This window comes from Nostoc sp. (assembly GCF_036917515.1).
In the GTDB taxonomy this organism is placed as follows: Bacteria; Cyanobacteriota; Cyanobacteriia; order Cyanobacteriales; family Nostocaceae; genus Nostoc.
In genome coordinates this window covers 18,981-43,924 of sequence record NZ_JBALDE010000134.1, presented here as the reverse complement: position 1 = coordinate 43,924, position 24,944 = coordinate 18,981, and the positions used below count along the sequence as shown (strand labels likewise).

The 24,944-nt window shown below is 43.4% G+C and carries 21 protein-coding genes and 26 tRNA genes; 38 read left to right on the top strand and 9 right to left on the bottom strand.

All coding sequences use genetic code 11. The features are described 5' to 3' along the window. The first annotated feature begins 52 nt into the window (after window positions 1-52). From V7K89_RS17785 to petJ, 4 genes are all read left to right on the top strand, one after another. Window positions 53-268 (top strand): hypothetical protein, encoded by a 216-nt coding sequence (locus V7K89_RS17785; RefSeq protein WP_104908422.1) that lies wholly within the window; start codon window positions 53-55, stop codon window positions 266-268. Window positions 269-402: 134 nt separating this feature from the next. After that, window positions 403-894: a photosystem II cytochrome c-550 gene (gene psbV, locus V7K89_RS17780; RefSeq protein ID WP_104908421.1), complete on the top strand. Its 492-nt coding sequence runs from the start codon at window positions 403-405 to the stop codon at window positions 892-894. 244 nt (window positions 895-1,138) lie between these two features. After that, a complete protein-coding gene (gene petE, locus V7K89_RS17775; protein ID WP_335189324.1) occupies window positions 1,139-1,555 on the top strand; it encodes a plastocyanin in 417 nt (138 codons plus the stop codon). Between the two features lie 248 nt (window positions 1,556-1,803). After that, window positions 1,804-2,148, top strand: a complete 345-nt coding sequence (petJ, locus tag V7K89_RS17770; RefSeq protein ID WP_335189322.1) for a cytochrome c6 PetJ — start codon at window positions 1,804-1,806, stop codon at window positions 2,146-2,148. Between the two features lie 582 nt (window positions 2,149-2,730). Here petJ and V7K89_RS17765 read toward each other — a convergent pair. Beyond that, window positions 2,731-4,245, bottom strand: a complete 1,515-nt coding sequence (locus V7K89_RS17765; protein WP_335189320.1) for a hypothetical protein — start codon at window positions 4,243-4,245, stop codon at window positions 2,731-2,733. 598 nt (window positions 4,246-4,843) lie between these two features. On the opposite strand from V7K89_RS17765, the gene V7K89_RS17760 reads away from it, so the two are divergent. Together V7K89_RS17760 and V7K89_RS17755 are read left to right on the top strand one after the other, a co-directional pair. After that, window positions 4,844-5,539 carry an esterase/lipase family protein gene (locus tag V7K89_RS17760; RefSeq protein ID WP_335189318.1) on the top strand — a complete coding sequence of 232 codons (696 nt, stop codon included), beginning with the start codon at window positions 4,844-4,846 and terminating at the stop codon, window positions 5,537-5,539. Between the two features lie 100 nt (window positions 5,540-5,639). Next, window positions 5,640-6,272 (top strand): cytochrome b N-terminal domain-containing protein, encoded by a 633-nt coding sequence (locus tag V7K89_RS17755; protein ID WP_335189316.1) that lies wholly within the window; start codon window positions 5,640-5,642, stop codon window positions 6,270-6,272. A gap of 59 nt (window positions 6,273-6,331) precedes the next feature. Here V7K89_RS17755 and V7K89_RS17750 read toward each other — a convergent pair whose 3' ends face one another. Continuing rightward, a complete protein-coding gene (locus V7K89_RS17750; protein ID WP_335189314.1) occupies window positions 6,332-8,251 on the bottom strand; it encodes a cation:proton antiporter in 1,920 nt (639 codons plus the stop codon). A 327-nt stretch (window positions 8,252-8,578) separates the two neighbouring features. Between V7K89_RS17750 and V7K89_RS17745 the strand changes: the two genes are divergently transcribed. Further along, a tRNA-Glu gene (locus tag V7K89_RS17745) sits at window positions 8,579-8,651 on the top strand. Between the two features lie 165 nt (window positions 8,652-8,816). Here the strand turns inward: V7K89_RS17745 and V7K89_RS17740 are convergent. The 3 genes from V7K89_RS17740 to V7K89_RS17730 form a co-directional block, all read right to left on the bottom strand. Then, the gene (locus V7K89_RS17740) at window positions 8,817-9,404 is read right to left on the bottom strand and encodes an SRPBCC family protein (protein ID WP_335189312.1); all 588 of its coding nucleotides are present in this window, start codon (window positions 9,402-9,404) and stop codon (window positions 8,817-8,819) included. 8 nt (window positions 9,405-9,412) lie between these two features. Continuing rightward, window positions 9,413-11,461, bottom strand: coding sequence for a sensor histidine kinase (locus V7K89_RS17735; protein WP_335189310.1), 2,049 nt, complete (start codon window positions 11,459-11,461; stop codon window positions 9,413-9,415). Between the two features lie 794 nt (window positions 11,462-12,255). Continuing rightward, complete coding sequence (locus V7K89_RS17730) at window positions 12,256-12,591, bottom strand: hypothetical protein (RefSeq protein ID WP_094347436.1); 336 nt, start codon at window positions 12,589-12,591, stop codon at window positions 12,256-12,258. Between the two features lie 71 nt (window positions 12,592-12,662). On the opposite strand from V7K89_RS17730, the gene V7K89_RS17725 reads away from it, so the two are divergent. The 3 genes from V7K89_RS17725 (at window position 12,663) to V7K89_RS17715 (ending at window position 13,941) form a co-directional block, all read left to right on the top strand. After that, the gene (locus V7K89_RS17725; RefSeq protein ID WP_335189308.1) at window positions 12,663-12,914 is read left to right on the top strand and encodes a hypothetical protein; all 252 of its coding nucleotides are present in this window, start codon (window positions 12,663-12,665) and stop codon (window positions 12,912-12,914) included. Between the two features lie 114 nt (window positions 12,915-13,028). Continuing rightward, entirely contained in the window at window positions 13,029-13,574 is a 546-nt protein-coding gene (locus tag V7K89_RS17720) for an HNH endonuclease (RefSeq protein WP_335189384.1), read from the top strand. Beyond that, window positions 13,552-13,941 (top strand): alr0857 family protein, encoded by a 390-nt coding sequence (locus tag V7K89_RS17715; protein WP_335189306.1) that lies wholly within the window; start codon window positions 13,552-13,554, stop codon window positions 13,939-13,941. Before V7K89_RS17720 ends, V7K89_RS17715 begins: the two co-directional genes overlap by 23 nt. A 34-nt stretch (window positions 13,942-13,975) precedes the next feature. Here the strand turns inward: V7K89_RS17715 and V7K89_RS17710 are convergent, their stop codons facing one another. Beyond that, window positions 13,976-14,815, bottom strand: coding sequence for a polysaccharide deacetylase family protein (locus V7K89_RS17710; protein ID WP_335189304.1), 840 nt, complete (start codon window positions 14,813-14,815; stop codon window positions 13,976-13,978). A gap of 517 nt (window positions 14,816-15,332) precedes the next feature. Between V7K89_RS17710 and V7K89_RS17705 the strand changes: the two genes are divergently transcribed. The 24 genes from V7K89_RS17705 to V7K89_RS17590 all read left to right on the top strand — a co-directional run bounded on the left by V7K89_RS17705 (window position 15,333) and on the right by V7K89_RS17590 (window position 18,280). Further along, window positions 15,333-15,406: transfer RNA gene (locus V7K89_RS17705), tRNA-Asp, on the top strand. A 129-nt stretch (window positions 15,407-15,535) separates the two neighbouring features. After that, a tRNA-Cys gene (locus tag V7K89_RS17700) sits at window positions 15,536-15,609 on the top strand. A gap of 10 nt (window positions 15,610-15,619) precedes the next feature. Continuing rightward, a tRNA-Met gene (locus V7K89_RS17695) sits at window positions 15,620-15,695 on the top strand. Window positions 15,696-15,698: 3 nt separating this feature from the next. Continuing rightward, window positions 15,699-15,770 (top strand) — tRNA-Trp (locus V7K89_RS17690). Between the two features lie 9 nt (window positions 15,771-15,779). Continuing rightward, window positions 15,780-15,851, top strand: a tRNA-Glu gene (locus tag V7K89_RS17685). Window positions 15,852-15,858: 7 nt separating this feature from the next. Further along, window positions 15,859-15,941, top strand: a tRNA-Tyr gene (locus V7K89_RS17680). A gap of 4 nt (window positions 15,942-15,945) precedes the next feature. Next, window positions 15,946-16,035: transfer RNA gene (locus tag V7K89_RS17675), tRNA-Ser, on the top strand. 4 nt (window positions 16,036-16,039) lie between these two features. Continuing rightward, window positions 16,040-16,114: transfer RNA gene (locus V7K89_RS17670), tRNA-Arg, on the top strand. A gap of 81 nt (window positions 16,115-16,195) precedes the next feature. Next, window positions 16,196-16,270: transfer RNA gene (locus V7K89_RS17665), tRNA-Phe, on the top strand. A gap of 6 nt (window positions 16,271-16,276) precedes the next feature. Continuing rightward, window positions 16,277-16,351 (top strand) — tRNA-Asn (locus tag V7K89_RS17660). A gap of 5 nt (window positions 16,352-16,356) precedes the next feature. Then, window positions 16,357-16,429, top strand: a tRNA-Gln gene (locus V7K89_RS17655). A gap of 3 nt (window positions 16,430-16,432) precedes the next feature. Continuing rightward, window positions 16,433-16,508, top strand: a tRNA-Gln gene (locus tag V7K89_RS17650). A 6-nt stretch (window positions 16,509-16,514) separates the two neighbouring features. Continuing rightward, a tRNA-Leu gene (locus V7K89_RS17645) sits at window positions 16,515-16,591 on the top strand. A 6-nt stretch (window positions 16,592-16,597) separates the two neighbouring features. Beyond that, window positions 16,598-16,675, top strand: a tRNA-Leu gene (locus tag V7K89_RS17640). Window position 16,676: 1 nt separating this feature from the next. Next, window positions 16,677-16,749, top strand: a tRNA-Pro gene (locus V7K89_RS17635). A gap of 337 nt (window positions 16,750-17,086) precedes the next feature. Further along, a tRNA-Leu gene (locus V7K89_RS17630) sits at window positions 17,087-17,159 on the top strand. A gap of 10 nt (window positions 17,160-17,169) precedes the next feature. Continuing rightward, window positions 17,170-17,246 (top strand) — tRNA-Met (locus tag V7K89_RS17625). Window positions 17,247-17,254: 8 nt separating this feature from the next. Then, window positions 17,255-17,374: transfer RNA gene (locus tag V7K89_RS17620), tRNA-Thr, on the top strand. A 4-nt stretch (window positions 17,375-17,378) separates the two neighbouring features. Beyond that, window positions 17,379-17,450 (top strand) — tRNA-Gly (locus V7K89_RS17615). A 5-nt stretch (window positions 17,451-17,455) separates the two neighbouring features. Then, window positions 17,456-17,531 (top strand) — tRNA-Val (locus tag V7K89_RS17610). A gap of 6 nt (window positions 17,532-17,537) precedes the next feature. Next, window positions 17,538-17,611, top strand: a tRNA-Arg gene (locus V7K89_RS17605). A 79-nt stretch (window positions 17,612-17,690) separates the two neighbouring features. Beyond that, window positions 17,691-17,764: transfer RNA gene (locus V7K89_RS17600), tRNA-Ala, on the top strand. A 6-nt stretch (window positions 17,765-17,770) separates the two neighbouring features. Then, a tRNA-His gene (locus V7K89_RS17595) sits at window positions 17,771-17,844 on the top strand. A 365-nt stretch (window positions 17,845-18,209) separates the two neighbouring features. After that, window positions 18,210-18,280 (top strand) — tRNA-Lys (locus V7K89_RS17590). A gap of 131 nt (window positions 18,281-18,411) precedes the next feature. Here the strand turns inward: V7K89_RS17590 and V7K89_RS17585 are convergent. The 3 genes from V7K89_RS17585 to V7K89_RS35930 form a co-directional block, all read right to left on the bottom strand. Next, window positions 18,412-19,500: a glycoside hydrolase family 3 protein gene (locus tag V7K89_RS17585; protein ID WP_335189302.1), complete on the bottom strand. Its 1,089-nt coding sequence runs from the start codon at window positions 19,498-19,500 to the stop codon at window positions 18,412-18,414. A 311-nt stretch (window positions 19,501-19,811) separates the two neighbouring features. Next, complete coding sequence (locus V7K89_RS17580) at window positions 19,812-19,961, bottom strand: hypothetical protein (RefSeq protein ID WP_335189300.1); 150 nt, start codon at window positions 19,959-19,961, stop codon at window positions 19,812-19,814. Window positions 19,962-19,977: 16 nt separating this feature from the next. Continuing rightward, complete coding sequence (locus V7K89_RS35930) at window positions 19,978-20,436, bottom strand: transposase (RefSeq protein ID WP_442941702.1); 459 nt, start codon at window positions 20,434-20,436, stop codon at window positions 19,978-19,980. A gap of 409 nt (window positions 20,437-20,845) precedes the next feature. Here V7K89_RS35930 and pds point away from each other — a divergent pair, with 409 nt between their 5' ends. The 4 genes from pds to V7K89_RS17560 all read left to right on the top strand — a co-directional run bounded on the left by pds (window position 20,846) and on the right by V7K89_RS17560 (window position 24,940). Continuing rightward, window positions 20,846-22,285 (top strand): 15-cis-phytoene desaturase, encoded by a 1,440-nt coding sequence (gene pds / locus V7K89_RS17575; RefSeq protein WP_335189298.1) that lies wholly within the window; start codon window positions 20,846-20,848, stop codon window positions 22,283-22,285. Beyond that, window positions 22,269-23,201 carry a 15-cis-phytoene synthase CrtB gene (crtB, locus tag V7K89_RS17570; protein ID WP_335189296.1) on the top strand — a complete coding sequence of 311 codons (933 nt, stop codon included), beginning with the start codon at window positions 22,269-22,271 and terminating at the stop codon, window positions 23,199-23,201. Before pds ends, crtB begins: the two co-directional genes overlap by 17 nt. A gap of 133 nt (window positions 23,202-23,334) precedes the next feature. Next, a tRNA-Ser gene (locus V7K89_RS17565) sits at window positions 23,335-23,426 on the top strand. A gap of 194 nt (window positions 23,427-23,620) precedes the next feature. Next, window positions 23,621-24,940, top strand: a complete 1,320-nt coding sequence (locus V7K89_RS17560; RefSeq protein WP_335189293.1) for an ABC transporter substrate-binding protein — start codon at window positions 23,621-23,623, stop codon at window positions 24,938-24,940. Window positions 24,941-24,944: the final 4 nt, after the last annotated feature.

The window sequence follows — 24,944 nt, the reverse complement described above, 5'->3', positions numbered from 1 at the left end:
GTGATATTGGTATTACAGCGACTCAATCTCTATCTATCAGTAAACAAGCATTATGGGTTTTGCAGACCTATCGATCGCAGAGATAGCAGCCGACTACAGCATTCCTGTAGAACAAGTGTTTTCTCTGTGCAACCAACTGGGAATCGCCTACAAACACCAAAAGACCCGTTTGGCGTTAGAAGATGCAAAGGCAATTATTTCCCAAATATCGTCTGAAATATGCCCCAAAGGTACTAACGACTTGGTGGGTGATCACGAAGTCCCCTGAAGGGTTATCTCAAAACTTTCGCTAATAACTGATAGCTAATGACAATAAAACAATGAGTCATTAGCAATTAGCAGCTTGGAGATTGAGAATCGCGTTCTTAGCTGTGTTGAGCGTCAAAATCTTTAAGGGGAAACATGTTTATAAGACTAATTGGCGTTGTTGTGGCTACTGTTTTACTTTCGTTTCAGTTGATTGTCGGTAGCGCGACAGCAGTGGAACTGGACAAAGCTACCCGAACAGTGCCATTAAATACTCAGGGTGATACCGTTGTACTCAGCCTTAAACAAGTCAAAGAAGGCAAACGCTTATTTAATTACGCTTGCGCCCAATGTCATGCTGGTGGAGTTACCAAGACAAACCAAAACGTGGGACTCACTCCAGAGGACTTGGCACTAGCAACACCTAACCGTAACAACATTGAAGGTTTAGTAGATTACCTGAAAAATCCTACTACTTACGACGGGGAAGAAGAGATTTCCGAAATACACCCCAGTCTCAAAAGCGCAGATATTTTCACAGCAGTGCGAAATCTGACGGATGATGACTTGGAAGCGATCGCTGGTCATATTCTCTTACAACCCAAAATCGTTGGTACTAAGTGGGGAGGCGGGAAAATCTATTACTAAATCCCAAAGTTGAGTCATTGGGAATAGGGCATTGGGCATTGGGAATAGGGCATTGGAAAGAATTTAGTCTCTATTCCCCATTCTCCATTCCCTATTCCCCATTTACTACTTATTGGACAGCTTTTTGCAATCATAAATTGCTCTCCATTCTTAAAAAAAATTGATCTATGACAGATTGTCATAATTTGGTGTTGATTTTATTTAAAATGAGAAAGGGAAAAAAATTGTTTGTTAGGAGAGAGCTATGAAATTAATTTCGGCAAGCTGGCGACGCCTTAGTTTAGCCGTGTTGACAATCCTTTTAGTTGTTAGCAGCTTTGCTGTTTTTACTCCCAGTGCTTCGGCTGAAACCTACAAGGTGAAATTGGGTAGCGATAAAGGACTGCTAGTATTTGACCCGAAAAAAGTGACTGTTAAAGCAGGTGACACAATTGAATGGGTGAACAATAAAGTTCCTCCCCATAATGTAGTGTTTGATCCTGTTAAAAATCCCTCTAAGAGCGCTGATTTAGCTAAATCTCTGTCTCATAAGAAGTTGCTCATGAGTCCCGGTCAAAAGGAAACAACCACCTTTGCAGCAGACGCACCTGCTGGTGACTACACCTTCTACTGTGAACCCCATCGTGGTGCTGGTATGGCTGGTACAATCACTGTCCAATAGCTAGAAACACCAGCGTTTGACACGAGATGATTACTCAGTGAAATTAGCTCATCGCCACACGCTACACTCGTAGAGTGACGCACAAAATACACAAATGGCGGTAATGAGTCCTATCCTTCCTTAAGACGCTAAACTATCTGTAGCGATCAAGGAGTGAACTCGTTACCGCCAATTTTGATCAAATTTGACTTAGTCAGGGATCAATCGCGTTTATACTCTTGCTGGAGGCTTGTTGCGAGGAAATTCTGTTGAGAATACTTTTATTAATTCTACTGTCGGCGATCGCCCTATTCAAATTTACATTCATTAGTCCAGCACTAGCCACCGAAACATCCAACGGTGCTAAAATTTTCGAGGCTAACTGCGCTTCTTGCCATATAGGTGGCGGTAACATCCTTATTAACCAGAAAACCTTGAAAAAGGAAGCATTGTCAAAGTACCTAGAAAATTACAATCAAGACTCAATCCAGGCGATTATCCACCAAGTGCAAAATGGTAAAAATGCCATGCCTGCCTTTAAAAGCAAGTTAAGTTCTGAGGAGATTCTGGAGGTAGCTGCTTACGTTTTTCACAATGCAGAACAAGGCTGGTAAAATGCCTTATCATCTCGTTTTTGTGGGGTGAACGTTTGCTTATCTTTAATTACTAGCCAGCTAGGTGCTCATCCCAAAACATTGGAGAATTTATTTGTTGGAAATCCCTCAGTGCATTTCCTTCTTAGAAGCTTTTAACGAACTTCTAAATTAAGTATTATGTATGACGAACTAGCGATCGCTTATTCGTCAACTATTAAAAACAATATTTTAAGCCCAAAACCCTGATGTAAAGACGCGATAAATTGCGTCTTAAAAGACCAATTATCTACACAAATAATATTTCTTACACGAATACAAAACTAGCTCTTATTCTCCAACCCCTTCTCCCAAAATTGGGAGAAGGATTTAGGGTGAAAGCTCATTGATTCATGCAATAAGTCTAATAACTTTTAACCTAAGCGTATTGTATTTTAAACAGGACTTACACAAACAATAGTCGAAAAGAATGATTTTCAGGTAGGTAAAACGCCTTGAAGGTATCCTGGGGGAAAACTTTTAGAGTAGCCGCTTCTTTATGAGAAGCTGGGAATACATCTAGATCAATTACTCCTACCTGAATCCAAAATCATTAGCCGGTGATTATTTTTCTGAATTAGACTTTTGTCTGCTTTCCTTGACTTCGCGCAATCGTTCTACTAATTTTTTATCCGATTCAGCAGCAGATGTAGACTGACTCTGATTGATTTTCGGCAACAATAACGGTTCAGAAGTAGTAACTGCCGATGAAGGCGTAGGCTGGTTATTTTTAATTTGCAGTTCAGATAATGGTTTGGGAGTAGCTGCTGGTGCAGTTAATGGTTTAAGAGTACCCGTTGGTGAGGATGTAGGCGGGTTATTTCTGATTTGTAAATTAGGTAATGGTTTAAAAGTAGCTGCTGGTGAGGGGGTAATCAGACTGTTGTTGATTCCCGGTGCAGATAATGACGAGGGCTTTTGCTCTTGATTAATTCCAGAAAGATTGCTCGTACTGCTTTGGAAACGTAAGTTGAATGGATAGGAACTAATTTGTTTATCTCCCTTGGGGGATTGCTTATTGAAGTATTGCCTTGCTTTTAATTGCAATTCCGGGGAAATTAGCTTGTCCTGAAATTTAATATCTAAGACCTTACCATCAGGATCTACAACCAATACACCTAAGACAGCACCTTCAAGATTTGACTTATTCGTGGATAATGTTTGGCGGATGACTGGTTTTTGTTCAGCGTTAGGGTATTGTTGCTGGACTTCCTTTCTTAGGTTGGCGTAGGAATCTAGCTGTGCAATTGCCTGTTGAGTTCCCTTCGTCGATAAATCAGCTGTTTGTAGCGTGCTTCCCCTAGTTCCAATTAAAGTACCCCCATTCGTTGGAGCTTGGTTTAGAGAATTTCTCAGCGGGTTTTGAGCAATTGCAGACGATGCATTCGCAATTGGTTGCGTCATTGGCTGAAATGGCACAGAAGTCGTATTTACCTGTGCTGTTTCAACAGGTGTACTGTCAGATAAGATTGGAGGTTGGGCATTCCGCAGAATATCAGCAGGTATTTGCTGCGATTGCAATTCTGGCAACCTATTTACAGCCAGCGGCTTAGGTGGCTCATATTTGGCGACGTTCTCATTCACATTCACGCGAGGAACTGGTCGAGAGAATCTGGCGCTGGTATTAAATTTAGAACTATCAAATTTAGACGCGTCAAACCGCAAATTATCACTAGGAATCATCCGCAAAGACTGCCTTGTAGGCAAGGAAGAGACTCGATAGTTATTCGATGATGGGGGTAACGGAGGCAGTACCAGCTGACTTGATGGTGATGGCGCTAATGAGGTTAATCCTGGTTGGAGGCTAAAGTTTGGAGCAGCAAGTGGGGCGACTGGAGGTAATTGTTGTAAACCAATTTTGGGTGTGCTTTGCGGCAAACGGTTTTGGTCTGCTTGGCTCAATTCCAAAAGTCCAACTGTTTTAGATGATGCTGTTTCTTTGGGCTTGTTAGACTCCATTGGCATCAATGGTACGATCATAGCGATCGCACCGTGGAGACCAAGGGAGGCTATAGCTGCTATCCCAATTGGCTGGCTTAAGATTTCTGGTATATTTTTCAGCAGGGAGACGTAAGACATAGCTTTTATCGTTCACTCACTCAGTTGCAGTTGACTAGCGATTTTTTCTTTCCGATATTGCAATATCTTGCAAGATATGCGTTCTTCATAAGAAAATGATAACTTCCTCTGCTGGCAATTAAAACGCTAAAATTGCCATTTATTCAAGTTTTTAATTAACTAATGATGTTGTATCATATCTTCAAAATTCGAGCTTGCTAAAGAGATATTTGAAAAATTACTACTTTTGATTTTTTATTGTTATGACGCACACAGTTAAAATTAATATCTAGAAGTTTTATAAAGTTTAAGTAAACGCACCAGCTTAAATACATCAAAACATCTGCCGAAGTTGCCTTGTTTTTTCAACTGTTTTTCAGTCAACTACACTTCTGTAACAGATGACACACGTGTTAGTTTTATACTGGAACCTATTTAAAAAAATGGTACCACATCAACACCCACTCAAACTGTTGCAAGTTGTACAATTTTATTGACATCCTAGCCTAAAACCCATCAAAGCTATTGGTTTTTCTGCAAGAAGTGAGTCTAGACGAGCGCAATTCTATCTCCTGAATCAAGTTCAAACTCCTCGATCATTGCATCCCCAAAATTTTTAATGCCGTTACCGACAGTTATTTTGCCAGGATATCTGGAAAGTGCGATTGCTTATCGTCAGCTAGAACAATCCTTACAAAAGTTAGATTTTCCTACAGTTACAGTACCACTGCGAAGACGCGACTGGCTCCCCACTTTGGGAGGAAGACCTGTAACTTTGATTCTGCAACAACTCGATTACACGATCAAGCATACATTAGAGCAACATAATGCTACTCAAATTAACTTAATTGGTCACTCAGCTGGAGGTTGGATATCCCGGATCTACATGGGAGAAAAGCCCTATTTGGCACGCGGTAATCTCAAGCCATTTCTCTGGCAAGGGCATCCTTTGGTTGCTACTCTCATCACCTTAGGTACACCTCATATTAGCCAAGAACGCTGGACACGCTCCAATCTAGATTTTGTCACCAATAACTATCCAGGAGCTTTTTACAAAAACGTTCGTTACGTTTGTGTGGCTGGCAAAACTATCTTTGGGAAAAGGCAGCCTGGTAGTTGGTTAGCTTACAGTAGTTATCAATTAACCTGTGGAAAGGGCAATACTTGGGGAGATGGCATCACACCCATTGAAGCTGCTCATTTAGAGGGAGCAAAAAATCTGGTGATTGAAGGTGTCAAGCATTCTCCCAGAAGTCCTGGAATTTGGTATGGATCACCAGAACCCTTAAAAGCTTGGGTACAATATTTGATTTAAAAAACTTTATTTTTATATAAGAAAAGTAAAATTTATTAAAATTTCTTAGCTAGAATCGTAATAAGAATAAATACTTAGTTAAGAACAGGAGGGGTGAGCCATGCAAAGCACCCAGTTCGATAAGATTTTGCGACGAATAGCGACGACATTATCAGTCGTGATTTTGACTCTGTGTTTAATTTATATCTCCACCGGAGTAATGCTTTCTTTTTACTATGAACCGACAGCAGGCGGAGCTTATAACTCATTGAAGATGATTAATACACAACTGCCATACGGCTGGTTGTTTTGGAGAACGCATGATATTGCTGGTAATGCGGTAATTGCGATCGCTCTCATTCAAATTGTAGTGATGTTTTTAGGTCGGCAATTTCGCAAGAGTTGGTTAGCTGCTTGGATTAGTGTGATTTTGTTAACCCTAAGTGCGATCGGGCTGGATTGGACAGCGATGATTTTAGATTGGACTCAGGAAGGATACTGGCGTTTTAGCATTGAGCTAGGAACTATTGAAGCCATTCCTTTGATTGGTGGGCAACTGCGCGAAATCCTGACTGGTGGTGGAGCCATTAACACAATTACCGTCGAACACCTTTACACAATCCACAGTTATCTGATTTCGGTAGTAACGCTAATTCTCGCCATAGTACATTTGTCTGCTTTACTCTGGCAAGAATGGCAAATGTATCAAGAAGCACCAAAACCAGAAAGCGAATTTATTCCTTCCCAAAGCTAATAAACAGTCAAGAGTTAGGAATTCCTCCCCTGCTCCTCTGCTCCCCTGCCCCATCCCCCTCATCCCCCAGGAGCCTCACTAGTAGAAAGTTGAGATAATTGGGTAAGAGATAGGTCTTCAACCTCTGGTAGCTTTTCTAGAGAAAGGGGAGTAGATTGGGTAGCACCAGATAAGCGTTTTAAAAGGCTAGGTCTGGGGTCATGCAACAGATAAATAATGCGATCGCCAATTTCCCAATCTTGGTTAGCTGGTATTACCTGTAAGCGTTCTGCTCGTTCTAACAATAGCGGTATCAACACCCCAGTCTGAATCTTTTCTTGGATACGATCGCATTGAGTCGAAAACTCCAACTCATCTAGCGTGGTTGTTCCCAACTTCACTCGCCCATCATTCAAATATTCATTCCAAGTTTTAATTGCTAAGTCTGGAATAAAAGCTTGATTAACTTTATTATTAGCCGAGATACTCGCTTGCGGATCGCGGGGAAAAACAGCTAAGACGCGCGGGGGTTTAAACTCCTCAGCTGCTCGTTGAGCCAAAACAAAATTCACCTCACCATTACTTGTCATCGCCAAAAAAGTGCCCATAGAGCCAAGTCCTGCCTCTTCCAAAACAGCAGCATCCAGTGCACTACTGGCAATCACCCGGAGATTTTGCATTTCAGCTTGGACAAGACATTCAGGGTCAGTATCAATCATCACCACGTTTTCTCCCCGTTCTTGAAAGAAGCGGGCAATCAAAAGACTCAAAGGATTACAACCCACAATCACTGCTCCAGTTACATCCTTGGAGGTGATTTGCAGCCATTTAGCAACCCAGCCAGCTGTTAGCCCTTGGCAGACAACAGTCATGATAATTGTCAGGAATACTAGAGCTTTGATCGAATCACCGCCGTTAATACCGCGCTGTGTCAACGAAATCGCAAAAAAAGAAGCTACAGAGGCAGCAACAATTCCTCTGGGAGCAACCCAGCTTAAAAATAGTTTCTGTCGCCAGTTTAGGTCACTGTTCCAGGTACACAAGAGGATATTAATCGGGCGAACGACAAACATTAGTACCAAAACAGTGAATAAACTACCCCAACCCAAAGCCAACACACTCGCAATCGATAAATCAGCAGCTAATAAGATAAATAGCACCGAGACGCTGAGAATTGTCAGCTGACCTTTAAAGCTGCGTAACAGACGTTCTTCCGGGACTGAGGAGTTAGCAAAGACTGCTCCTGCAACTACTGTTGTCATGACTCCCGATTCACTGCGGATTATTTGCGATAAGGTAAACAAGCTCCAAAGTATCGCCAACACCACTAAGTTTTTTAGCTCAAATGACAGAAAACTGGCGCGTTTGAAAATTAAACTCATCAGATAACCGCCAGCACCACCAATTGCTGCACCAACACCCAGGCGTATAAGTAAACCGACGATCGCATTGATCGGGTCAGCATAACCGTTCAAAATCGTATCGAGGACAACGAAGGCGAGGATAGCTCCTACAGGGTCAATTAAAACCCCTTCTCCTTCCAAAAGTGTTGCTACTTGTCGATCTACATTGATTTGTTTGAGCAATGGGCCAACGACGGTTGGGCCTGTCACCACGACTATGGAAGCATAGAGAAAAGCTATGTTCCAAGGAAATTCACCCAGCCAGTGAGCAGCCATACTCCCGCCAAGCAGGGTGATTAGCGTTCCTTGAGTGACGAGCAATTGTAGGCTGAGTGAAACTTTACCTAACTCACGCAGATCCAAGTTAAGTCCGCCTTCAAACAAAATTATTGCCGTTGCGAGTGCGACTATAACTTCCAGTCCAGTGCCTAGCACGTGGGGATGCAATAGCCCTATGCCATCAGAGCCAAACAAGATGCCCAATAGCAATAACAAGACGATGCTAGGTACACGAAGGTATGCAGCTAGCACTTGGGCACTAATGCCTGCAAAGACAGCGATCGCCATCTGTATGGTGATTTCAAAAGATGCTTCCATGTTGTGGATTTTGAGCGATTTATTTCAAAATCTCTTGTAAAAAAACCGTAGATATTAACTTTACAGGGTACAACATCATACCCTTTGTTCCTTGCTATTTTCAGCGTTTTTTATCTCTGTGTATACCCCAAATTTCCCAGCGCCCAATGCTGACGCACCCTGCGGCTGACCGCAGAAGCATCTAGGGACTTTTTTATCTATCTCCATATCTTTGTATCCTATTTAAGCTTTTGCTTCCACCCAGTTTAGCTGCCACAAACTTTTTTAGGCAAAACCTGTTGACAACAGTAAGGAAATTGGTTAACTTATAAAAGGTCTGAGTCTGATGCCCCCATCGTCTAGAGGCCTAGGACACCTCCCTTTCACGGAGGTAACGGGGATTCGAATTCCCCTGGGGGTACTTAAAAACAATAAAAAGCTTTTGCTTTTTAGTTTGAAATTTTGTAGGCATCTCCAGGAATTAGTTATCGACTCTTGCTGTGCAAGGCTTGTATCCTCTTTTTCGGAAATGTCTAGTGATAAAAACCATCATCCGGAGTCTTCCCGAATGATGGTTTAACCGTTGTTATACATACGGTTCTTTGCTGGCTAGCTCTTCTACACGTTGCTGAATAGCCAAAAGATTTAACCGCAAATCTTTGCTCAAGCGATTTTCAATAATTCCCACTGGCATAGTGAGTTTAGGCCAAACTTGAATTGTGTAGGACAAATTTGTTCCTATATACTCACCGAGAGAATAAGGTTCTAAGCACCAGCTACCAGAAAAACCTTTAAAATCTCCCTCTACCATACGGAAATTAATTGCTTTCGGGAAGCATTCTTCCAAATCTAGAACTACTCGCGCACAAAAGTTGAAATTTAGTAAGCGTTGGGAACCTACTTGCTCTAGTCGAATCCCACCATTGGGATGCTCAATTAGACGACTCTTAGCGAGGTTGGGGATGAAGTCAGCTAAGGCTTCATAATTTGTCAGAACCTTCCAGATTTGCTCCACTGGTTGGGGAATTTGGACTTTAGCACTGATTTGCCGCTGTCGCTCTGCTATTTTCTCAATTTGAACTTCTACCTTAGCAGGCAAATCCCCTTCTAGGTTAATGTCATCAGTGGAAGACTGCAAATCAGGGTTCTCTGTCGTGTTCTGTTTTTTAGTCACTTTCAGAATTATGGTTTGCTTTCGTCAGAAAATTGGGGCAAAGTCAAGGTGAAGCAAATTTCGCTCTGTTCAGAATCCGAAATTGGCAGACTTTCAACAGCGATCGCTCCATTCAGATGCTGCACTAAAGACTTGACTAAAGCAAGTCCCAAGCCAGTCCCTGGAGTCCAACGCCCTTTTCCACGACGGAACTTATCAAAAATGTAGGTCGCTTCTTCTTCAGAGATGGCACGTCCTGTATTCGTCACCTTTATGATAACTTGATCGATTTGTTGATCAACTCGGTGAGCAGCTTCAAGGTGGACTACTGTATCAGGCTCTGAGTATTTATAGGCATTCGTTAGTAATTCTTGCAGGATGCGGTCAAAGCTTTCCAGTTCAGTTTGCAATTTGAGCGATTCCTCTGGCAAATCTACAGAAATATTTAATCCTTTTTCGCCAAGTTTTTTCTCAAAAGATGCTGCTATATCCTGAATTCTAGTATTTAAATTTATAGATTCTAATTGCGGAGCTTCGTGAGGCGACTCTAGCTTTTGGAGGGTCAACAAGTCATTAATCAAGTTGATTTCCTTTGAACATTCCTGCTCAAGAATATCTAGATATTTACTCTGACGCTCTGGTGCTATTCCTGGGAGACGCAAGTTTTTTATTGACATCAGCATATTTGTCAAGGGGTAGCGTAGGCGATCGCTCATGTTACTCAAAAATTCATCTTTGAGTTCGTTAAGTTTTCGCAGCTGCTCGACATATTGCCGGGTTCTTTCATGCAATTTTGCCTGGAGTTCCAGACTACTCTGGAGTTTCGCCGTCCGTTCATCTACCAAAGTTTGCACTTGGCGCAATGTCTGTGACTGAATTATGGCGTTACTCACTTGAGCACAAACCATTTCTACAAGATTTAATTCTGCTGGTTGCCAACTGCGAATCACAGATTGCTGTAGCACCAAGAATCCTAAAATTTTACCTTGACTTTCCAATGGCACTAAAAGTACCGCAGGCAGTTTCTCTATGGCAAATAATGAAGCGGCTGTCAAGGTATCGTTTTGGTCTGTATAGTCATCGAAGATTACTGGTTTTCCAGAATCTATGAAGGCACGCTGGCATAAACTACAGTCTGAAATCAAGAAAGACTCAGCTAAGGTGTCTAGTTTACTAGTGCTAGAATTTTGTGTTTCTCTAGCCCATTCAGCAATCACGGTAGCTTTCGCTTTGGGGATTTGTTTTTTAGCTTGAGTCTTAAATAGTGGATCTGTATATTTCAGTGATATGAGTAAACCCCGATCTGCCTGTAGAGATTCGGCAGTCGAGGTGATAACTAACTGGAGCATTTGATTGAGCTCCAAGTTGCTACGACTCAATAGGGTTAATTGCTTGATCAAACTTTGATGTTGCTTGCTTTTTTCCAGGGACTGCTCTTGATGAGTGATTTGTTGAGCTTGTGCCACTCCAGAAAAAGCGATCGCGCAAGCCGACTCCACTTCTTTGAGCAATTGTTTTTCTGATTCACTCCATTCATAAGGTTGGAATTTAATCAGATTAATCACTCCATTATTATTGCCACCAAACCGAGTGGGAATTGCCAAAACCGCTTTTATCGGTAGTGGTAAATATTGACACCCAACTACTAGACTGTTCTGAATTATGGAAATGTCTTCAATAGTCAATGGTTGAGCAGCACATTGCAGCACTGGCGAGTGCATAAGCAACTGTTCCATCGAAAACATTTCTTCTGGATGTGGTAACCCTAGATACTCATCAGCACACCAATTAGTAGTAGTTACTTCGTCTGATGTTTCATCTGCCACTGAAACCAAGCAGCAGCAATCTACTTGAAAAGCAACTCCTAGCAATTGGGCAATCTCTTGCAGCATCAAAGCCGTAGCAGAGTTATTAGCAATGATTTGGTTAATCTTTTGTACCAACTCGCGGGCAGGTTCTTCCTGATGCTGCATCAGCTTGACTTGGTAAGGTTGTAGTCGGTCTATGTCATCTACGTAATGTGGCGGCGATGATAAAGGTTTTTTCATTTCTGGCACGCCCTCGGATAATAACCCCATTGTTCTTGCACCCAACCTCTTGGCATATTCTTCACCGTTAGTTGTGTTGCTACACCTTGATAATTAACAAATTTTGTATGAATACTTTCTCTCACCTGTTATAGCCCTTTTCTATCTCAGATGGCCAAATTTCCCTATAGTCAAGCAAATTGCTACATTGTTACATAAGTAATAGAATACTTAAGATATCCTATAAATGCTTAAGTTAGCTTATTTTTAACTGCTCTATCTTGAAATAATTCACTAACTTTATCTTGTCTGTAAGTATACATAAACCGTAATTCCTCTGGAATTATAGGAAAATTGCCTTCTATATGGCGTAAAATCACTGAACTTACTTTATAAAGCTTTATTACAATTTTTGAAAAAACTAGTAGGTTTAACAAGCTACCCTTTAATCTCCGTAACTCTCAGTAAAATTCAATGAAGGTGAAGGAGACAAAAAGCAGGAGATTGCTCTTGCAGTGTAGGCTTATCTTGTCTAGGAGAGACTGTGCCAACGAGACACACTCGCGTTCAGACTTACACTGATAGCGTAACGGTAATACCTAGTTTGTAAGGTCTTGCTTCCAATACATAGCATAAATTTGGAATAGAGCTTAAATTCTTGCTCACCAGGGGTTGCGGCAGTTATTGCTAAATTTTGAATGCAGCCCAGTTATTAGTAAAAATAACTAGGCTGCATTCGTCTTTAAAAACTATATTTTTTAAAGTAGTAAGAGCATTTTGTCCTCCCTGCTGGTAGTAGCGGGCTTTTCGGCCCGCCCTACTCCAGGTTTTAAAATGTACGAGGTTTATCCAGCCAAGCTCTCGACACTCAGAGGAACCATATCGCCATTCCTCGTCAGTCCTAGCAACATCGGTTCTTGGGGTTGAATTAGTTGACCTGTAAGTACACAGCGTTCTTCTTGTTGAGCTGTGGCAGCTATGCTAGCTCGAATGTCGGATCGCGAAAATCGAGGCTTCCACTCACCTGATTTCTGCTGGACATAATTCCAAAGGATATCTCGTATCAGAGCTTGATATCCCTGATTCCCAGCTATTTCTTTGAGCTTATCTTTGAGTTCCCGCTCTAGGCGAATGCTGGTAACTTCCATATCGGTGGTTGGGGTGCGAGCGATCGTATGCATCAGTTTTTCTCCTTCAAGGTATAGACAGGATAGTAATACAAGTGTAGTATGTTTAAAGGAATGTTCAATAGGTGAAATTTTCTGTGAAATCAATCTACCCCATCTCTACTTCAATTTTGTGTGCCACCAATTGCCGAACCAATTGGGAATCAGCTGCTATGGAAGTGGAGTATTTATTTATGGGCGATGGTAGCCAAAATCATGGGCAATTCACAGAAGGTAATGATGATTATAAGTATGTAGCCATTAGTGCACTAATTGCAAAACCACAACTAGATCAAAAAAGCGGGGGGTACAGGCAAAGGAATCTTGTACCGATATGAAACCAGAAAATTTTCCGGTCAATTCTAACCCCCGCTTCACCGAAAACTTGAAGCGGGGGTTTTTTTATAAGGAGTTAAGCTGTGACGATATCTTCCATGCGCGGCGCGAACGCAATGCAAGTGTTAGAGCAATCTGTGGTGGTGTTTTCTCAAAATTACTTGCCACTATGTCGGGTCAATATCAAGCGGGCGATTGTGCTATTAGTAACCAACAAAGCTCAACCGCTGGGTTTTACCACAGAAAGCGGATGGCAAGTTCACTCACCCAGTTTGGTAATTGATGTGCCAAAACATATTCGCTTGACAATCACTTCTAATGAGCGGATGTGGAAAGTTCCGCCAGTCAATCGGCGGGAAGTATTGCGACGAGACCATCACAGTTGCCAATATTGCGGCAGCAGCAAACATCTAACGCTAGACCATGTGATGCCACGTTCTAAAGGCGGTTCTCACACTTGGGATAACGTAGTCGCAGCTTGTGAAAGATGTAACTCCCGTAAAGGCGATCGCACCTTGTTTGAAGCTGGTATGCAACTGCGTACCAAACCAAAAGCGCCAATCCACCCCGCGATTTCTTTTGCTGAACAGTTTTGGATAGATATGCAAGCAAACCTGGAATCACAGGAGAGCATAAGGAATGCTGAAATTAACTTACACTGAAAGCAGTTTTGATTTGGAATGTATCACTCTGTCGCTAGAAGAATGGGTAGCGCAACGAGTGATTTTAGCCCTGCGAGTTGGGCAAGGTTTGTGCATTGAACCTACTACCGCTTCCTTTTTGCTTCCTGTTGATTTACCAGGACTAGAAGTACTCAGGGCTGAGGTAAAAAGAGATGACAGAGAAATCATTGCCCTCTGTGCGTGTGATGCCGAATATATGGAAGTTACCCTACGGGGTTCTTGGCTATCAGTTAGTTCTAAGGATTCTGTCGGTGTGTTTGTCACCACTATGAGCGATCGCGCTGAGTTCTTTTTGCAAAAACTTTGGCAGGAAGCTCAATTTTGTGCTTCTGTGATGAGTGAATAAACGAAATAGTCGGGTGAGGAGAATTTCTCACCCTTTATTGCGCCATTTTTAGTAATTCAGGAATTGTCACAAATCGGTAGCCTTGCTGTTTGAGTCCACTGATGATTTGTGGCAAAGCTTCTACAGTTCTGTGGCGATCGCCACCACCATCATGCATTAAAACAATGGAACCAGGTTTCGCGCCTTTCAGGACATTATTTACAAATGCCTGGGGTTTGGCGTGAGGATCGGTATCAGCGGAAGTTAGCGACCACATAATGACAGTATCTTTCTCGCTTTTGGCGTAAGCGACTAGTCCATTGTTTAAAAAGCCTCCTGGAGGACGAAACAGAGCAGTTTTGACTCCTGTAATTTTGTATATCAGGTCAGAAGTGCGATCAATTTCACTCTTGGCTGTAGCTTCATCCATTCGCCGATACCAATGATGCCAAGTATGGTTGCCAATGGCGTATCCTTCGGCTACCTCACGCTTGGCTAAGTCAGGATTTGCTTGCAAGGCTTGTCCTACCCAAAAGAATGTCGCCTTAACATCATTTTGTTTTAAGATATCCAGCATTTCTAAGGTTGTCTTTGGCCAGGGACCATCATCAATGCCTAGAGCAATAACCTTCTCGTTGTTCCTGGGATGCACCTGATAAACTGTTTTTCCCTGAAATTTAGTTGGGACTGTAAAAGTACGGTTTTCTACTTTGGCTGATGGCGGTAATTGGACATTAATATGGTCCTTTGCTGGATGAGCTTGAACTTGTGCAATATGGATTTTGCTTATTGGCTGGTTCAACCCCAATTTGAGAGAGATACTACAAGCTGTAATTGTAGAGGTGAGCGCGACAAAACTAATTATCTGTCGTCGCTTTAGGTAGTTGTTTGTCACGTTGGGCTTTTCAGGTTTTTAAAGATTCACCCAATCATAAGCTGTAGTTTGACTTTTCAAAGGGTTTAGCACGCTCAAATATAAGTGCAGAAGCTTTTCTAGACAATTCCAAAAAATTTTTCTGAAACCCCTTGACACCTTTTGTAGTATTTTGTAGTATAAATGTAGTGAAGCGAGAGACAAAGCTTCTCAAGGGTCAAAGTTATGTTCTATATAATACAACTAAAGGACTGGCGTTGGAATAAACCAGAGTCCCCAATCAACAAAGTTGTTTTTACTTGCAAACCATCGGAAGTAGAAGTAATAAACGAAAAAAGTTCTAAATTTGCACTCATTAAAACTACTGAATACATCCGTAAGACACAACAGGCTTGCTACTTAGAGTTTCGGTTGTTTTCCTAATAGTTTCTAACAGTTAAAAGTAAATTTTCTGAACCTTGAAAACTAAATAAGAAATGGGCAAGTTCACCAAAAACCTGTGCCTAAAAGCCTAATTTAGGTACAGATTCCAAAAAATCGGGGTGTAGCTCAACTGGCTAGAGCGTTCCGTTGTCTGCGGAAATGTTGCGGGTTCAAATCCCGTTACCCTGGTTGTAGTCCTGTAGGCGAATAGTTTAAGCCGTCAGTTTACGGCAGTCGCTACAACGGAAGGAACCTCCGCAACGCGCTGCCTCCTCAAACTGAAGATTGCGAATGCGAATTTCGTCGGGATTCCCAAAAGGTCAGGTAGCCAAGTGGTCGAAGGCGTTGGTCTGCAAAACCGATTAGCGCGGGTTCAAATCCCGTCCTGACCTCTGGTGCGATCGCAGCGTAGCTTAATCAGCAAAGCCCCAGGTTCATACCCTGGTATATGCGGGTGCAAATCCCGCCGCTGCCACCAAATGCAGGGATGGTGTAACGGTAACACCTCGTGACTCCAAATCCGATGTTCTAGGTTCAAATCCTAGTCCCTGCGTCAATCATGCCCCTGTGGACGAATGGTTAAGTCGCTGTTCTTTCAAAGCAGAAATTGCGGGTTCAAGTCCCGTCAGGGGAATCATTATGGGTCGATGGCCGAGTCTGGTTGAAGGCGACAGTCTGTAAAACTGTTCTTTTTTGCACGCAGGTTCAAATCCTGCTCGACCCACTGTGGAGAGGTGGCTGAGTGGCTAAAAGCGTCCTCCTGCTAAGAGGAAGCGGGTAGTTAATACCCGTCGCAGGTTCAAATCCTGTTCTCTCCGCCTTGAGAGTGTGGTGTAACTGGATAACATCTCAGTCTACGAAACTGAAGACATGAGGGTTCAAATCCCTCCGCTCTCGTTACATGGGAGAGATGATGGAGTGGCTGATTCGAGTTGAATTAAACCAGTCCACTGGATAAAACCCATCTTTCCTCCTTATCCCTCGGTAGCTCAGTTGGTAGTTAGCGCCTGTTTGAAAAACAGGAGGTCGTCGGTTCAATTCCGACCTGGGGGGCTTCGTTGCCTCATAGCTTAATGGCGGAGCAAGCGGCTGTTAACCGCGCGGTTGTAGGTTCGAGTCCTACTGAGGCAGCCATTCATTGCCGGGTGGACGAATTGGTAAGTCGCATTGCTCTGAACGATGAGGTTGCAGGTTCAAACCCTGCCCTGGCAATAAAGCCCTGTGGTGTAATTGGCAACATAGCGCCCTTTGAAGGCGAAGATTCCAGGTTCGAGTCCTGGTGGGGCTGCCAAACTTTGCTCTTGTAGTCCAACTGGAAGAGGCTGCCGTCTCAAAAACGGTATGTTGTGGGTTCGATTCCTACCAAGAGTACCAAAACTTGCTCCTGTAGCCCAACTGGAAGAGGTGGCAGACTTAAAATCTGTTTGGTTGTGGGTTCGACTCCCACCAGGAGTACCAACGGGATGTAATTCAGTGGTCAGAAGCCATGCTTTGGGAGCATGGAGTCGCAGGTTCGAGTCCTGCCATCCCGATATGCCCCTGTGACACAACTGGCATACGTGCTCGAATCAGAGTCCATTTTGTAGGTTCAAATCCTTTCAGAAGTACTAATGCTCTCGTGGCAAAACGGAAGACGCACGCTTACCAAGGATCTAGTTTTTTGTAGGTATCCTTTGGAAAGCCGCTTTGCGTTTACAAATCCTGTGGGGAGTACCAAAATATATGGGTGTAGTGCAGTCAGGAGCGCGGGGTTCAATCCCTTAGGACTTACGCAATGCTGAAAAGCTTAATTTCTCGAACCGCCAAGACGCCAAGAGCGCTGAGAATTCGTAGAGTGTGCCTGAATTCTATCACTATCACTTAGATTTTGCCCTTGTAGCCCAACGGAAGAGGCGCTTCGCTTAGAACGAAGAGGTTGCTGGTTCAAATCCAGTCAGGGGTATTGGTGAATATGCGGGGATAGAGCAACGGTGGCTCGTCAGGCTCATAACCTGAACATCAGCAGGTTCGACTCCTGCCTCCGTCACCAAAATTAGTGCTGGTGTAGCTCAATTGGCAGAGGAGGACACCGCCGTGCGGGGGTTCTCCCCGTTGAGGCGAGTGTCCGTCAACTGACTTGTAATCAGTAGGTTGCAGGTTCAATGCCTGTTACCAGCTTGATGCGGGTGTGATGTAATCGGTAGCATCTGAGTACGCCATACTTAGTGCGTGGGTTCAAGTCCCTCCACTCGCTTGCATAGTCCTGTAACTCAGTTGGTAGAGTGTCTTCCTTACAAGAAGAATGTCGCAGGTTCAATTCCTGCCAGGACTACCAAATTTTGGGAGTGTAGCTCAATGGAATAGAGCTTCGAGCTTCTACCTCGAAAGTTGTGGGTTCAAGTCCCACCACTCCCGCCTGAAGCAAGTCAAAAGTTAAAAGAATGAATTTAATTATTTCTGTTTCTTTTTACTTTGCTCTTTTTACTTGTTTGATGGGGTCATAGCTCAAATGGCAAGAGCACCTGCCTTGCAAGCAGGAGGTTATGGGTTCAAGTCCCATTGATTCCACTGATGGTGTCTGAAGCCAAAGTGGTCGAGGCGCTGGTTTGTGGAACCAGTCAGAGCGGGTTCAAGTCCCGTCAGACGTCCCTGAATGGAAGATGCCGCTGAATGGACGGCAACTGGTCTTGAAAACCAGGGTATGGGCAACTGTAGGGGTACACTACGGGAAGCAAGCTACGATTCCTCCATCTTCCACTTATCCACCTGAAGCCGAAAAGTGAGGTGCTGTGCTGATAACACAGAAATAGGAGGGGCAGTACCTCCCTGGTGGATTTATATCTAGTTAGGACTTACGCAAAAATTGCTAAAAAGCTTAATTTATTGAACCGCTAAGACGCCAAGAGCGCTAAGAATTTGTAGAGTGTGCGTAAGTCCTACTAGTGTTGGTGTTAACAACGTTTGCGATGCAAGTATACGATCGCACTTGCTCATTTCGTTTTCAAATTAACTAGGGTGGTTGGCATACCGGCTGTGCAGGGGGCCTTTAACCCTCAGAAATAGGTTCGACTCCTATATCACCCACTAAACAATTCAAAATTCAAAATGACGCTCGCGGACTCGCTAAAGCTGCGCTAACAAAATTCAAAATTAAGAAATGCAATCTTAGTTAGCTTTTTGGCAATTGCTAATGTACAACTTGAATGCTCGTTGGGTTATGAATAGCAACTCGCGATCGCTAGTTGAGCATGTTGCGATAATACATCTTTATCCAAAGCATGTATAGGATATTGCGGTGTTACTGCCAGTAGTTTCTCAATTCTTTCTCTAGCGGCTTCTACCACTGTTTCATCTAAGCTACCGTTATTCAGAGAATCAATAAAATCTTCAGCAATCCGATAAGTTCTTTCAAGAGATGATGAATTAATATTACGCGACACAATAAACAAATCGCAACCTGCATTAAATGACTGCGCCACAGTACCAGCTTTCATAAACATATCTGAGATAGCTTTCATATCCAAATCATCAGATACTACCACTCCCTCAAAGCCAAGTTCCTCTCTAAGTATGGTTTTGAGGATAGTCTGGGAAAGGGTTCCTGGCACATCAGGATCTATCTTGGGAAATAAGATATGGACAGTCATTATCAAAGGAATCTGTACTTCGATTAAAGCTTTGAAAGGTATAAGTTCTCGAAGTCGCAGGTCTTCTAGAGTTAAATTCAGTATTGGTAGCTCAATGTGAGAGTCCTTGCTGGTGTCTCCATGTCCAGGAAAGTGTTTGGCGCATCCCAAAATTCCTGAATCTCGAAGTCCAAAGTAATAGTCACGCGCACCTTGAGTAGCAGTTTCGGGAGTGTTACCAAAGGCGCGAGGCCCAATCACGGGGTTATCGGGATGGGAAAAAATATCAGCTACAGGTGCCCAAGATAAATTGATTCCCAGTGATTTTAGTTCTACTGCTGTGGCTTTTGCTACTTCATAAGCGTGCGATCGCAGCAATAAGGCATGAGGAAAGCGAGTAATTGGCAGTGGTGTACGAATTACACGACCTCCTTCATGATCGAGAGTGATGAACATGGAATCACGTTCAGTGTATTCTCGGATTTGTCTGTTTAAATCTTTGAAGCTTTCCAGCCAAATCTGATATGGGGTGCCATCCAAAAAGTTCTTAGCAAAAAATATCGCCCCAATCGGTTTTAATTCATTGAGTGCACGTTTATCGTCATCGCTTAATGTAGTGCCGGAAACACCTAGAATCAGATGATTTCCGAAGCGCCTTAGCTTTTGCGATACACTCATAATCTTTTACCTATAAGTTGTCAGGTAAACAACTTGATTGTTCAACCTAGAGGATATAAACATTTATCCTACACCCTTATAGAACCCATTTGGGTTCTATACCTTCGTCAACCGTTTGAGCATCAGTCGGATGAAGCTAAAGATTGATCTTAGCTGTGGCATTGTCCAATGTTCTCTCAAAGTTCTTGACCAGGCTTTTACAAAGTTCCATCCAAGCGTTTGACGGTTGAATTACCCATCGAGTTGCTAGCACAACAAATCCTCTCTTCCCTTGCTCCTGCTTTTGGGCTGGGGTGGGCTTGGGGGCTAGTTCAAAGTGAATTTTGGTTATGAACCTGAGAATAAATCGCCTCTAGCGCCTTTGTCAGCACGGCTGGATGACACCCGTTGTCAAGCATAATGGTCGTTTTGGGAAGGTAGTCGGGTTTATCCTTAAAGTAATCTATGTGTTTCGCCAGCATCTCAATCAATCCTTGGTCATCCGACACGTTGGATGAAACTGCAGTCGGTGGACAAGGGCAATCCCAAACTATCTACAGCCAAATGCCTCTTAATGCCATTAGTTGACTTGTAAAAACAAAACCCTTTCGATTCCACACCGACGTTACAGGTGTTTTTCACCGCTTGCGAGTCTATCAGGAGTAAGGTTGTCCACTTTGGTTTTTTTGACTTGTTCTCGAACCTGAGTGTGTAAAGCATCCCTGATTTGCTCTGGCACTTGTTGTGACTTCCACTGCTTGTAGTGCCAGAATACGGTGGAGTTGGGGGGTAAATCTTTCGTAAATCGCCCCAGTTGCAACTATTCTTTAGTTGATAAACCATGCCATTCAAGATTTGACGCTTTGTCCACAATGGGTGTCTAGTTTTCTTCTTTTGAGGCAGGAGTGGCTCAATGATTTCCCACTCTTTGTCCGTTAAGCTACTGGAGTATGGCATTTATTATTGGTTTTAGCTCTTCATCCAAGATCCCAAATAGGTTCTATAGAGAGAGGAAAGTTTTCAAAGTAGTCCTTAAACAATACTCTAGATATTTCATCATAAATACACAAATTAGCCAAGAAATCAACTACTTGAAGATAACTTTTGGAATTAGCTATTTTCACTCAAAGGAAATACTTTTGTTTCCCGAAATCACTTGCATGTAAATATAGAGAAAGTGCACGCCGCAATGCTATTGCCAATAATGGTATTAGCAATTTATTTAGGCAGGTGCGCGTAGGTAAAATTCCCTTTGGCAAAAGTTTTTTGGGGAAGCGATCGCACAACAACTGCTAAATGTAACGGATTGCAACGTATAATGAAAACGATAAAACGGTTAAGAAATATTGAAGAGCAGTAGGGTTACATGCGAGTAGCGATCGCGGGAGCGGGACTAGCAGGACTTTCCTGCGCGAAATATCTTACAGACGCAGGTCACACACCCATTGTCTTGGAACGTCAAGACGTTCTAGGCGGTAAAGTGGCTGCGTGGAAAGATGCTGATGGAGACTGGTACGAAACAGGTCTGCACATCTTTTTTGGCGCATATCCTAATATGTTGCAGTTATTCAAAGAGCTGGATATTGAAGATCGATTGCAGTGGAAAGAACACACAATGATCTTTAACCAGCCGGATGCACCAGGTACTTACAGTCGCTTTGATTTCCCAGATTTGCCAGCACCGATTAATGGTATAGTGGCAATTCTGCGAAACAACGACATGCTGACATGGCCAGAAAAAATCCGCTTTGGCATCGGATTATTGCCGGCCATGATTCAGGGGCAAAAGTACGTTGAAGAAATGGACAAATACTCCTGGACAGATTGGCTGCGTAAACACAACATTCCAGAACGGGTCAATAAAGAAGTTTTTATTGCCATGGCCAAGTCGCTGAACTTCATTGGTCCAGATGAAATTTCGGCAACCATTCTTTTAACTGCCCTCAATCGTTTCCTTCAAGAAAAAAAAGGCTCGAAAATGGCCTTTCTGGATGGTTCGCCAACAGAACGATTGTGTCAGCCCCTAGTGGATTACATCACCGAACGCGGTGGAGAAGTCCGCTTAAATGCCCCTTTAAAAGAGATTTTGCTAAACGCCGATGGTAGCGTCAAAGGATACTTGATTCGGGGGTTGAATGGAGAGGAAGATGAAGTCTTCACGGCGGATTTATATGTATCTGCCATATCAGTTGACCCTTTGAAGGTGATTTTGCCAGCACCTTGGAAAGAAATGGAGTTTTTCCAAAAGCTACAAGGGTTGGAAGGCGTGCCTGTGATTAACGTGCATTTGTGGTTTGATCGTAAACTTACGCAAATTGATCACTTGCTATTCTCGCGATCGCCCCTCCTAAGCGTTTATGCTGATATGAGCAATACCTGCCGTGAATACGCCAACCCCGAACGCTCGATGTTGGAATTAGTTCTAGCCCCGGCAAAAGATTGGATTGCCAAATCCGATGAGGAGATTGTGGCTGCAACTATTGCCGAGTTAGAAAAACTCTTCCCCGACCACTTTGGGGGAGACAATCCAGCAACATTGCTGAAATCTCATGTGGTGAAAACGCCCCGTTCAGTTTACAAAGCGACCCCTGGTCGTCAACAGTATCGTCCCTCGCAAACAACCCCCATTAGTAACTTCTATCTTAGCGGGGATTACACCATGCAACGCTACTTAGCCAGTATGGAAGGTGCCGTACTTTCTGGTAAGCTGACAGCGCAGGCGATTTCTGAGGCCCTCCCGGTAGTAAATTCCTCAAACCTGCAAACGCTCACCCGACCGCCCGCAACGAATGCTGCAACTGCCTGATTCCCCGCCGCGCATGAAAACGCTGGTCTCTGTAGACGAGTCATACAAACTTTGTCGGCATCTCACAGCAAAGTATGCCAAGACTTTTTATCTGGGTACTTTGCTGATGAGTCCGGTAAAACGTCAATCTATTTGGTCAATTTACGCTTGGTGTCGCCGTACAGATGAATTGGTGGATGGCCCCGCATCTGCTATTACCACGCCAGAAACCCTAGACCTATGGGAACAGCAGCTGGAATCGATTTTTGCGGGACGCCCATTAGAAAATTACGATGTAGCTTTAGTTGATACTCTCCAGCGCTTTCCGATGGACATTCAGCCATTTCGGGATATGATTGCCGGTCAGCGCATGGACTTATATCGCAGTCGTTATGAAACCTTTGAGGAGTTATACCTTTACTGTTACCGTGTTGCTGGCACTGTTGGCTTAATGTCAACATCAGTTATGGGTGTGGATAACACCATATATGCAGCACCGTGGCAGCAAAACATCCAACCTTATATTCCCACAGAAGAAGCGATCGCTCTGGGAATTGCCAATCAACTCACCAACATCCTGCGGGATGTGGGAGAAGATGCCAAACGGGGGCGGATCTACATTCCTCTTGAGGACTTGGCAAAATTCAACTATACTGAGCAAGACTTCTTTAATGGTGTGGTAGATGAGCGCTGGCAGGCATTGATGCGGTTTCAAATTGACCGCGCCCGCCAATTTTACACTACATCTGACCGGGGAATTACTTATTTAGCAGCCGATGCCCGTTGGCCGGTTTGGGCAGCATCAATGCTGTACGGTCAAATTTTGGAGGCGATTGAACGCAACGCTTACGATGTATTCAGTCAGAGGGCTTTTGTTCCCCAGTGGAAAAAGTTACGCACCTTGCCCATAGCTTGGATGCGATCGCAAGTCCTTTAAAAAATTAGTCATTACTTCCTAGTCCTTGGTCCTCAGTATTTTATAAATAACCAATAAGCAATGACCAATGACAAATAACAAATGACTATTGACTCTTGCCAACAAACCTGCTATCCTTATTATTCGTGAGTCAGGAGAGGTGGCTGAGTGGTCGAAAGCGGCAGATTGCTAATCTGTTGTACGGCAGGCAACTCCGTACCGAGGGTTCGAATCCCTCCCTCTCCGTTTTTCAGTCTTTGATACACGGAGTATATTCTGTGTAAAAAAATAAATATTAATGATCAGAGTAAGTACTTCTACTCTCAAAAATGGATGATATGATTTATCCTTTGGAGTCTTGATAAGATCCAGCTAAGTTACAAATATAGTTTGGATTTTGTTTTTAAGCTCCTAAATATTTTGAGGAGTAAGAGTAATTTATGAAAAAAATTAGTACCGCCTTAGCCTTGAGTATAGCTACCTTAGCAACTGGATTTCTAGTTGGGGCTTGTGGTGATAACAGTACTCCCAACAGTACAGCGAATAACGGAAGTACTGCTACTCCAGCAGCAAACTCAACTACAACAAGCAGTGCTAAAGGACTAAAAATTGGTTCCCTGCTACCGACAACAGGCGACTTGGCTTCTGTAGGACAGCAGATGCTAGGTTCTGTTCCTTTACTGATCGATACGGTCAACGCTTGCGGTGGGGTGAATGGCGAACCTGTTACCTTGGTGCAAGTAGACGACCAAACCGACCCAAGAGCTGGAGCTGCCGGTATGACTAAACTAGCAACTTTAGATAAAGTTGCAGGTGTAGTTGGTTCCTTTGCCAGTAGCGTTTCTAGTGCAGCAGTCTCCATTGCTACGCCAAATAAAGTCATGCTAGTTTCCCCTGGTAGTACCAGTCCCGTATTTACCGAAAAAGCTCAAAAAGGCGACTATAAAGGCTTTTGGGCACGTACAGCCCCCCCTGATACATATCAAGCGCTAGCTTTAGCCCAACTTGCCAGAAAAAAAGGTTTTAAGCGAGTTTCTACAGTCGTAATTAATAACGACTATGGTGTAGGCTTTGAAAAAGCATTTGTGCAAACTTTTGAAAAATCAGGTGGAACGATAGTTAATAAAGATAAGCCTGTGCGTTACGACCCGAAAGCCCAGACATTTGATACAGAGGCGGCTGCTGCTTTTGCTGGTAAGCCAGATGCAGTCCTAGCTGTACTCTACGCCGAAACTGGCAGTCTGTTCTTAAAAGCTGCCTATCAGCAAGGTGTGACGAAGGGAGTACAGATTCTGCTGACAGATGGCGTCAAATCACCTACTTTCCCAGAACAAGTTGGCAAAGATGGTGATAAATTTATTTTAACTGGAGCGATCGGTACAGTACCAGGTTCCGATGGTAAAGCATTAGAAGCTTTCAACAAACTGTGGAAGGATAAAAAGGGTGGTGCGCCAGGGGAATACGCTCCTCAAGCTTGGGATGCGACTGCTTTATTGACATTGGCAGCACAAGCTGCTAAACAAAATACAGGCGTTGGCATAGCTAGCAAAATCCGGGAAGTTGCTGATGGACCTGGCATAGAAGTTACTGATGTCTGCGAGGGACTGAAGTTACTTAAAGATGGTAAAAAGATTAACTACCAAGGAGCTAGCGGCAACGTAGATGTCGATGCTAATGGCGATGTCGTTGGTGTATACGATGTTTGGACAGTAGGAGATGATGGCACAATCAAGGTGATTGACAAAGTTACCCCTAAATAAAAAC

Excerpts from the sequence above, each read along its gene's own strand:
- V7K89_RS17785 (WP_104908422.1), top strand. The coding sequence starts at position 53 with ATGGGTTTTGCAGACCTATCGATCGCAGAGATAGCAGCCGACTACAGC.
- psbV (WP_104908421.1), top strand. The coding sequence starts at position 403 with ATGTTTATAAGACTAATTGGCGTTGTTGTGGCTACTGTTTTACTTTCG.
- petE (WP_335189324.1), top strand. The coding sequence starts at position 1,139 with ATGAAATTAATTTCGGCAAGCTGGCGACGCCTTAGTTTAGCCGTGTTG.
- V7K89_RS17765 (WP_335189320.1), bottom strand. The coding sequence starts at position 4,245 with ATGTCTTACGTCTCCCTGCTGAAAAATATACCAGAAATCTTAAGCCAG.
- V7K89_RS17760 (WP_335189318.1), top strand. The coding sequence starts at position 4,844 with ATGCCGTTACCGACAGTTATTTTGCCAGGATATCTGGAAAGTGCGATT.
- V7K89_RS17755 (WP_335189316.1), top strand. The coding sequence starts at position 5,640 with ATGCAAAGCACCCAGTTCGATAAGATTTTGCGACGAATAGCGACGACA.
- V7K89_RS17750 (WP_335189314.1), bottom strand. The coding sequence starts at position 8,251 with ATGGAAGCATCTTTTGAAATCACCATACAGATGGCGATCGCTGTCTTT.
- V7K89_RS17735 (WP_335189310.1), bottom strand. The coding sequence starts at position 11,461 with ATGGGGTTATTATCCGAGGGCGTGCCAGAAATGAAAAAACCTTTATCA.
- V7K89_RS17730 (WP_094347436.1), bottom strand. The coding sequence starts at position 12,591 with ATGCATACGATCGCTCGCACCCCAACCACCGATATGGAAGTTACCAGC.
- V7K89_RS17720 (WP_335189384.1), top strand. The coding sequence starts at position 13,029 with ATGCAAGTGTTAGAGCAATCTGTGGTGGTGTTTTCTCAAAATTACTTG.
- V7K89_RS17715 (WP_335189306.1), top strand. The coding sequence starts at position 13,552 with ATGCTGAAATTAACTTACACTGAAAGCAGTTTTGATTTGGAATGTATC.
- V7K89_RS17585 (WP_335189302.1), bottom strand. The coding sequence starts at position 19,500 with ATGAGTGTATCGCAAAAGCTAAGGCGCTTCGGAAATCATCTGATTCTA.
- V7K89_RS17580 (WP_335189300.1), bottom strand. The coding sequence starts at position 19,961 with ATGCTGGCGAAACACATAGATTACTTTAAGGATAAACCCGACTACCTT.
- V7K89_RS35930 (WP_442941702.1), bottom strand. The coding sequence starts at position 20,436 with ATGCCATACTCCAGTAGCTTAACGGACAAAGAGTGGGAAATCATTGAG.
- pds (WP_335189298.1), top strand. The coding sequence starts at position 20,846 with ATGCGAGTAGCGATCGCGGGAGCGGGACTAGCAGGACTTTCCTGCGCG.
- crtB (WP_335189296.1), top strand. The coding sequence starts at position 22,269 with ATGCTGCAACTGCCTGATTCCCCGCCGCGCATGAAAACGCTGGTCTCT.
- V7K89_RS17560 (WP_335189293.1), top strand. The coding sequence starts at position 23,621 with ATGAAAAAAATTAGTACCGCCTTAGCCTTGAGTATAGCTACCTTAGCA.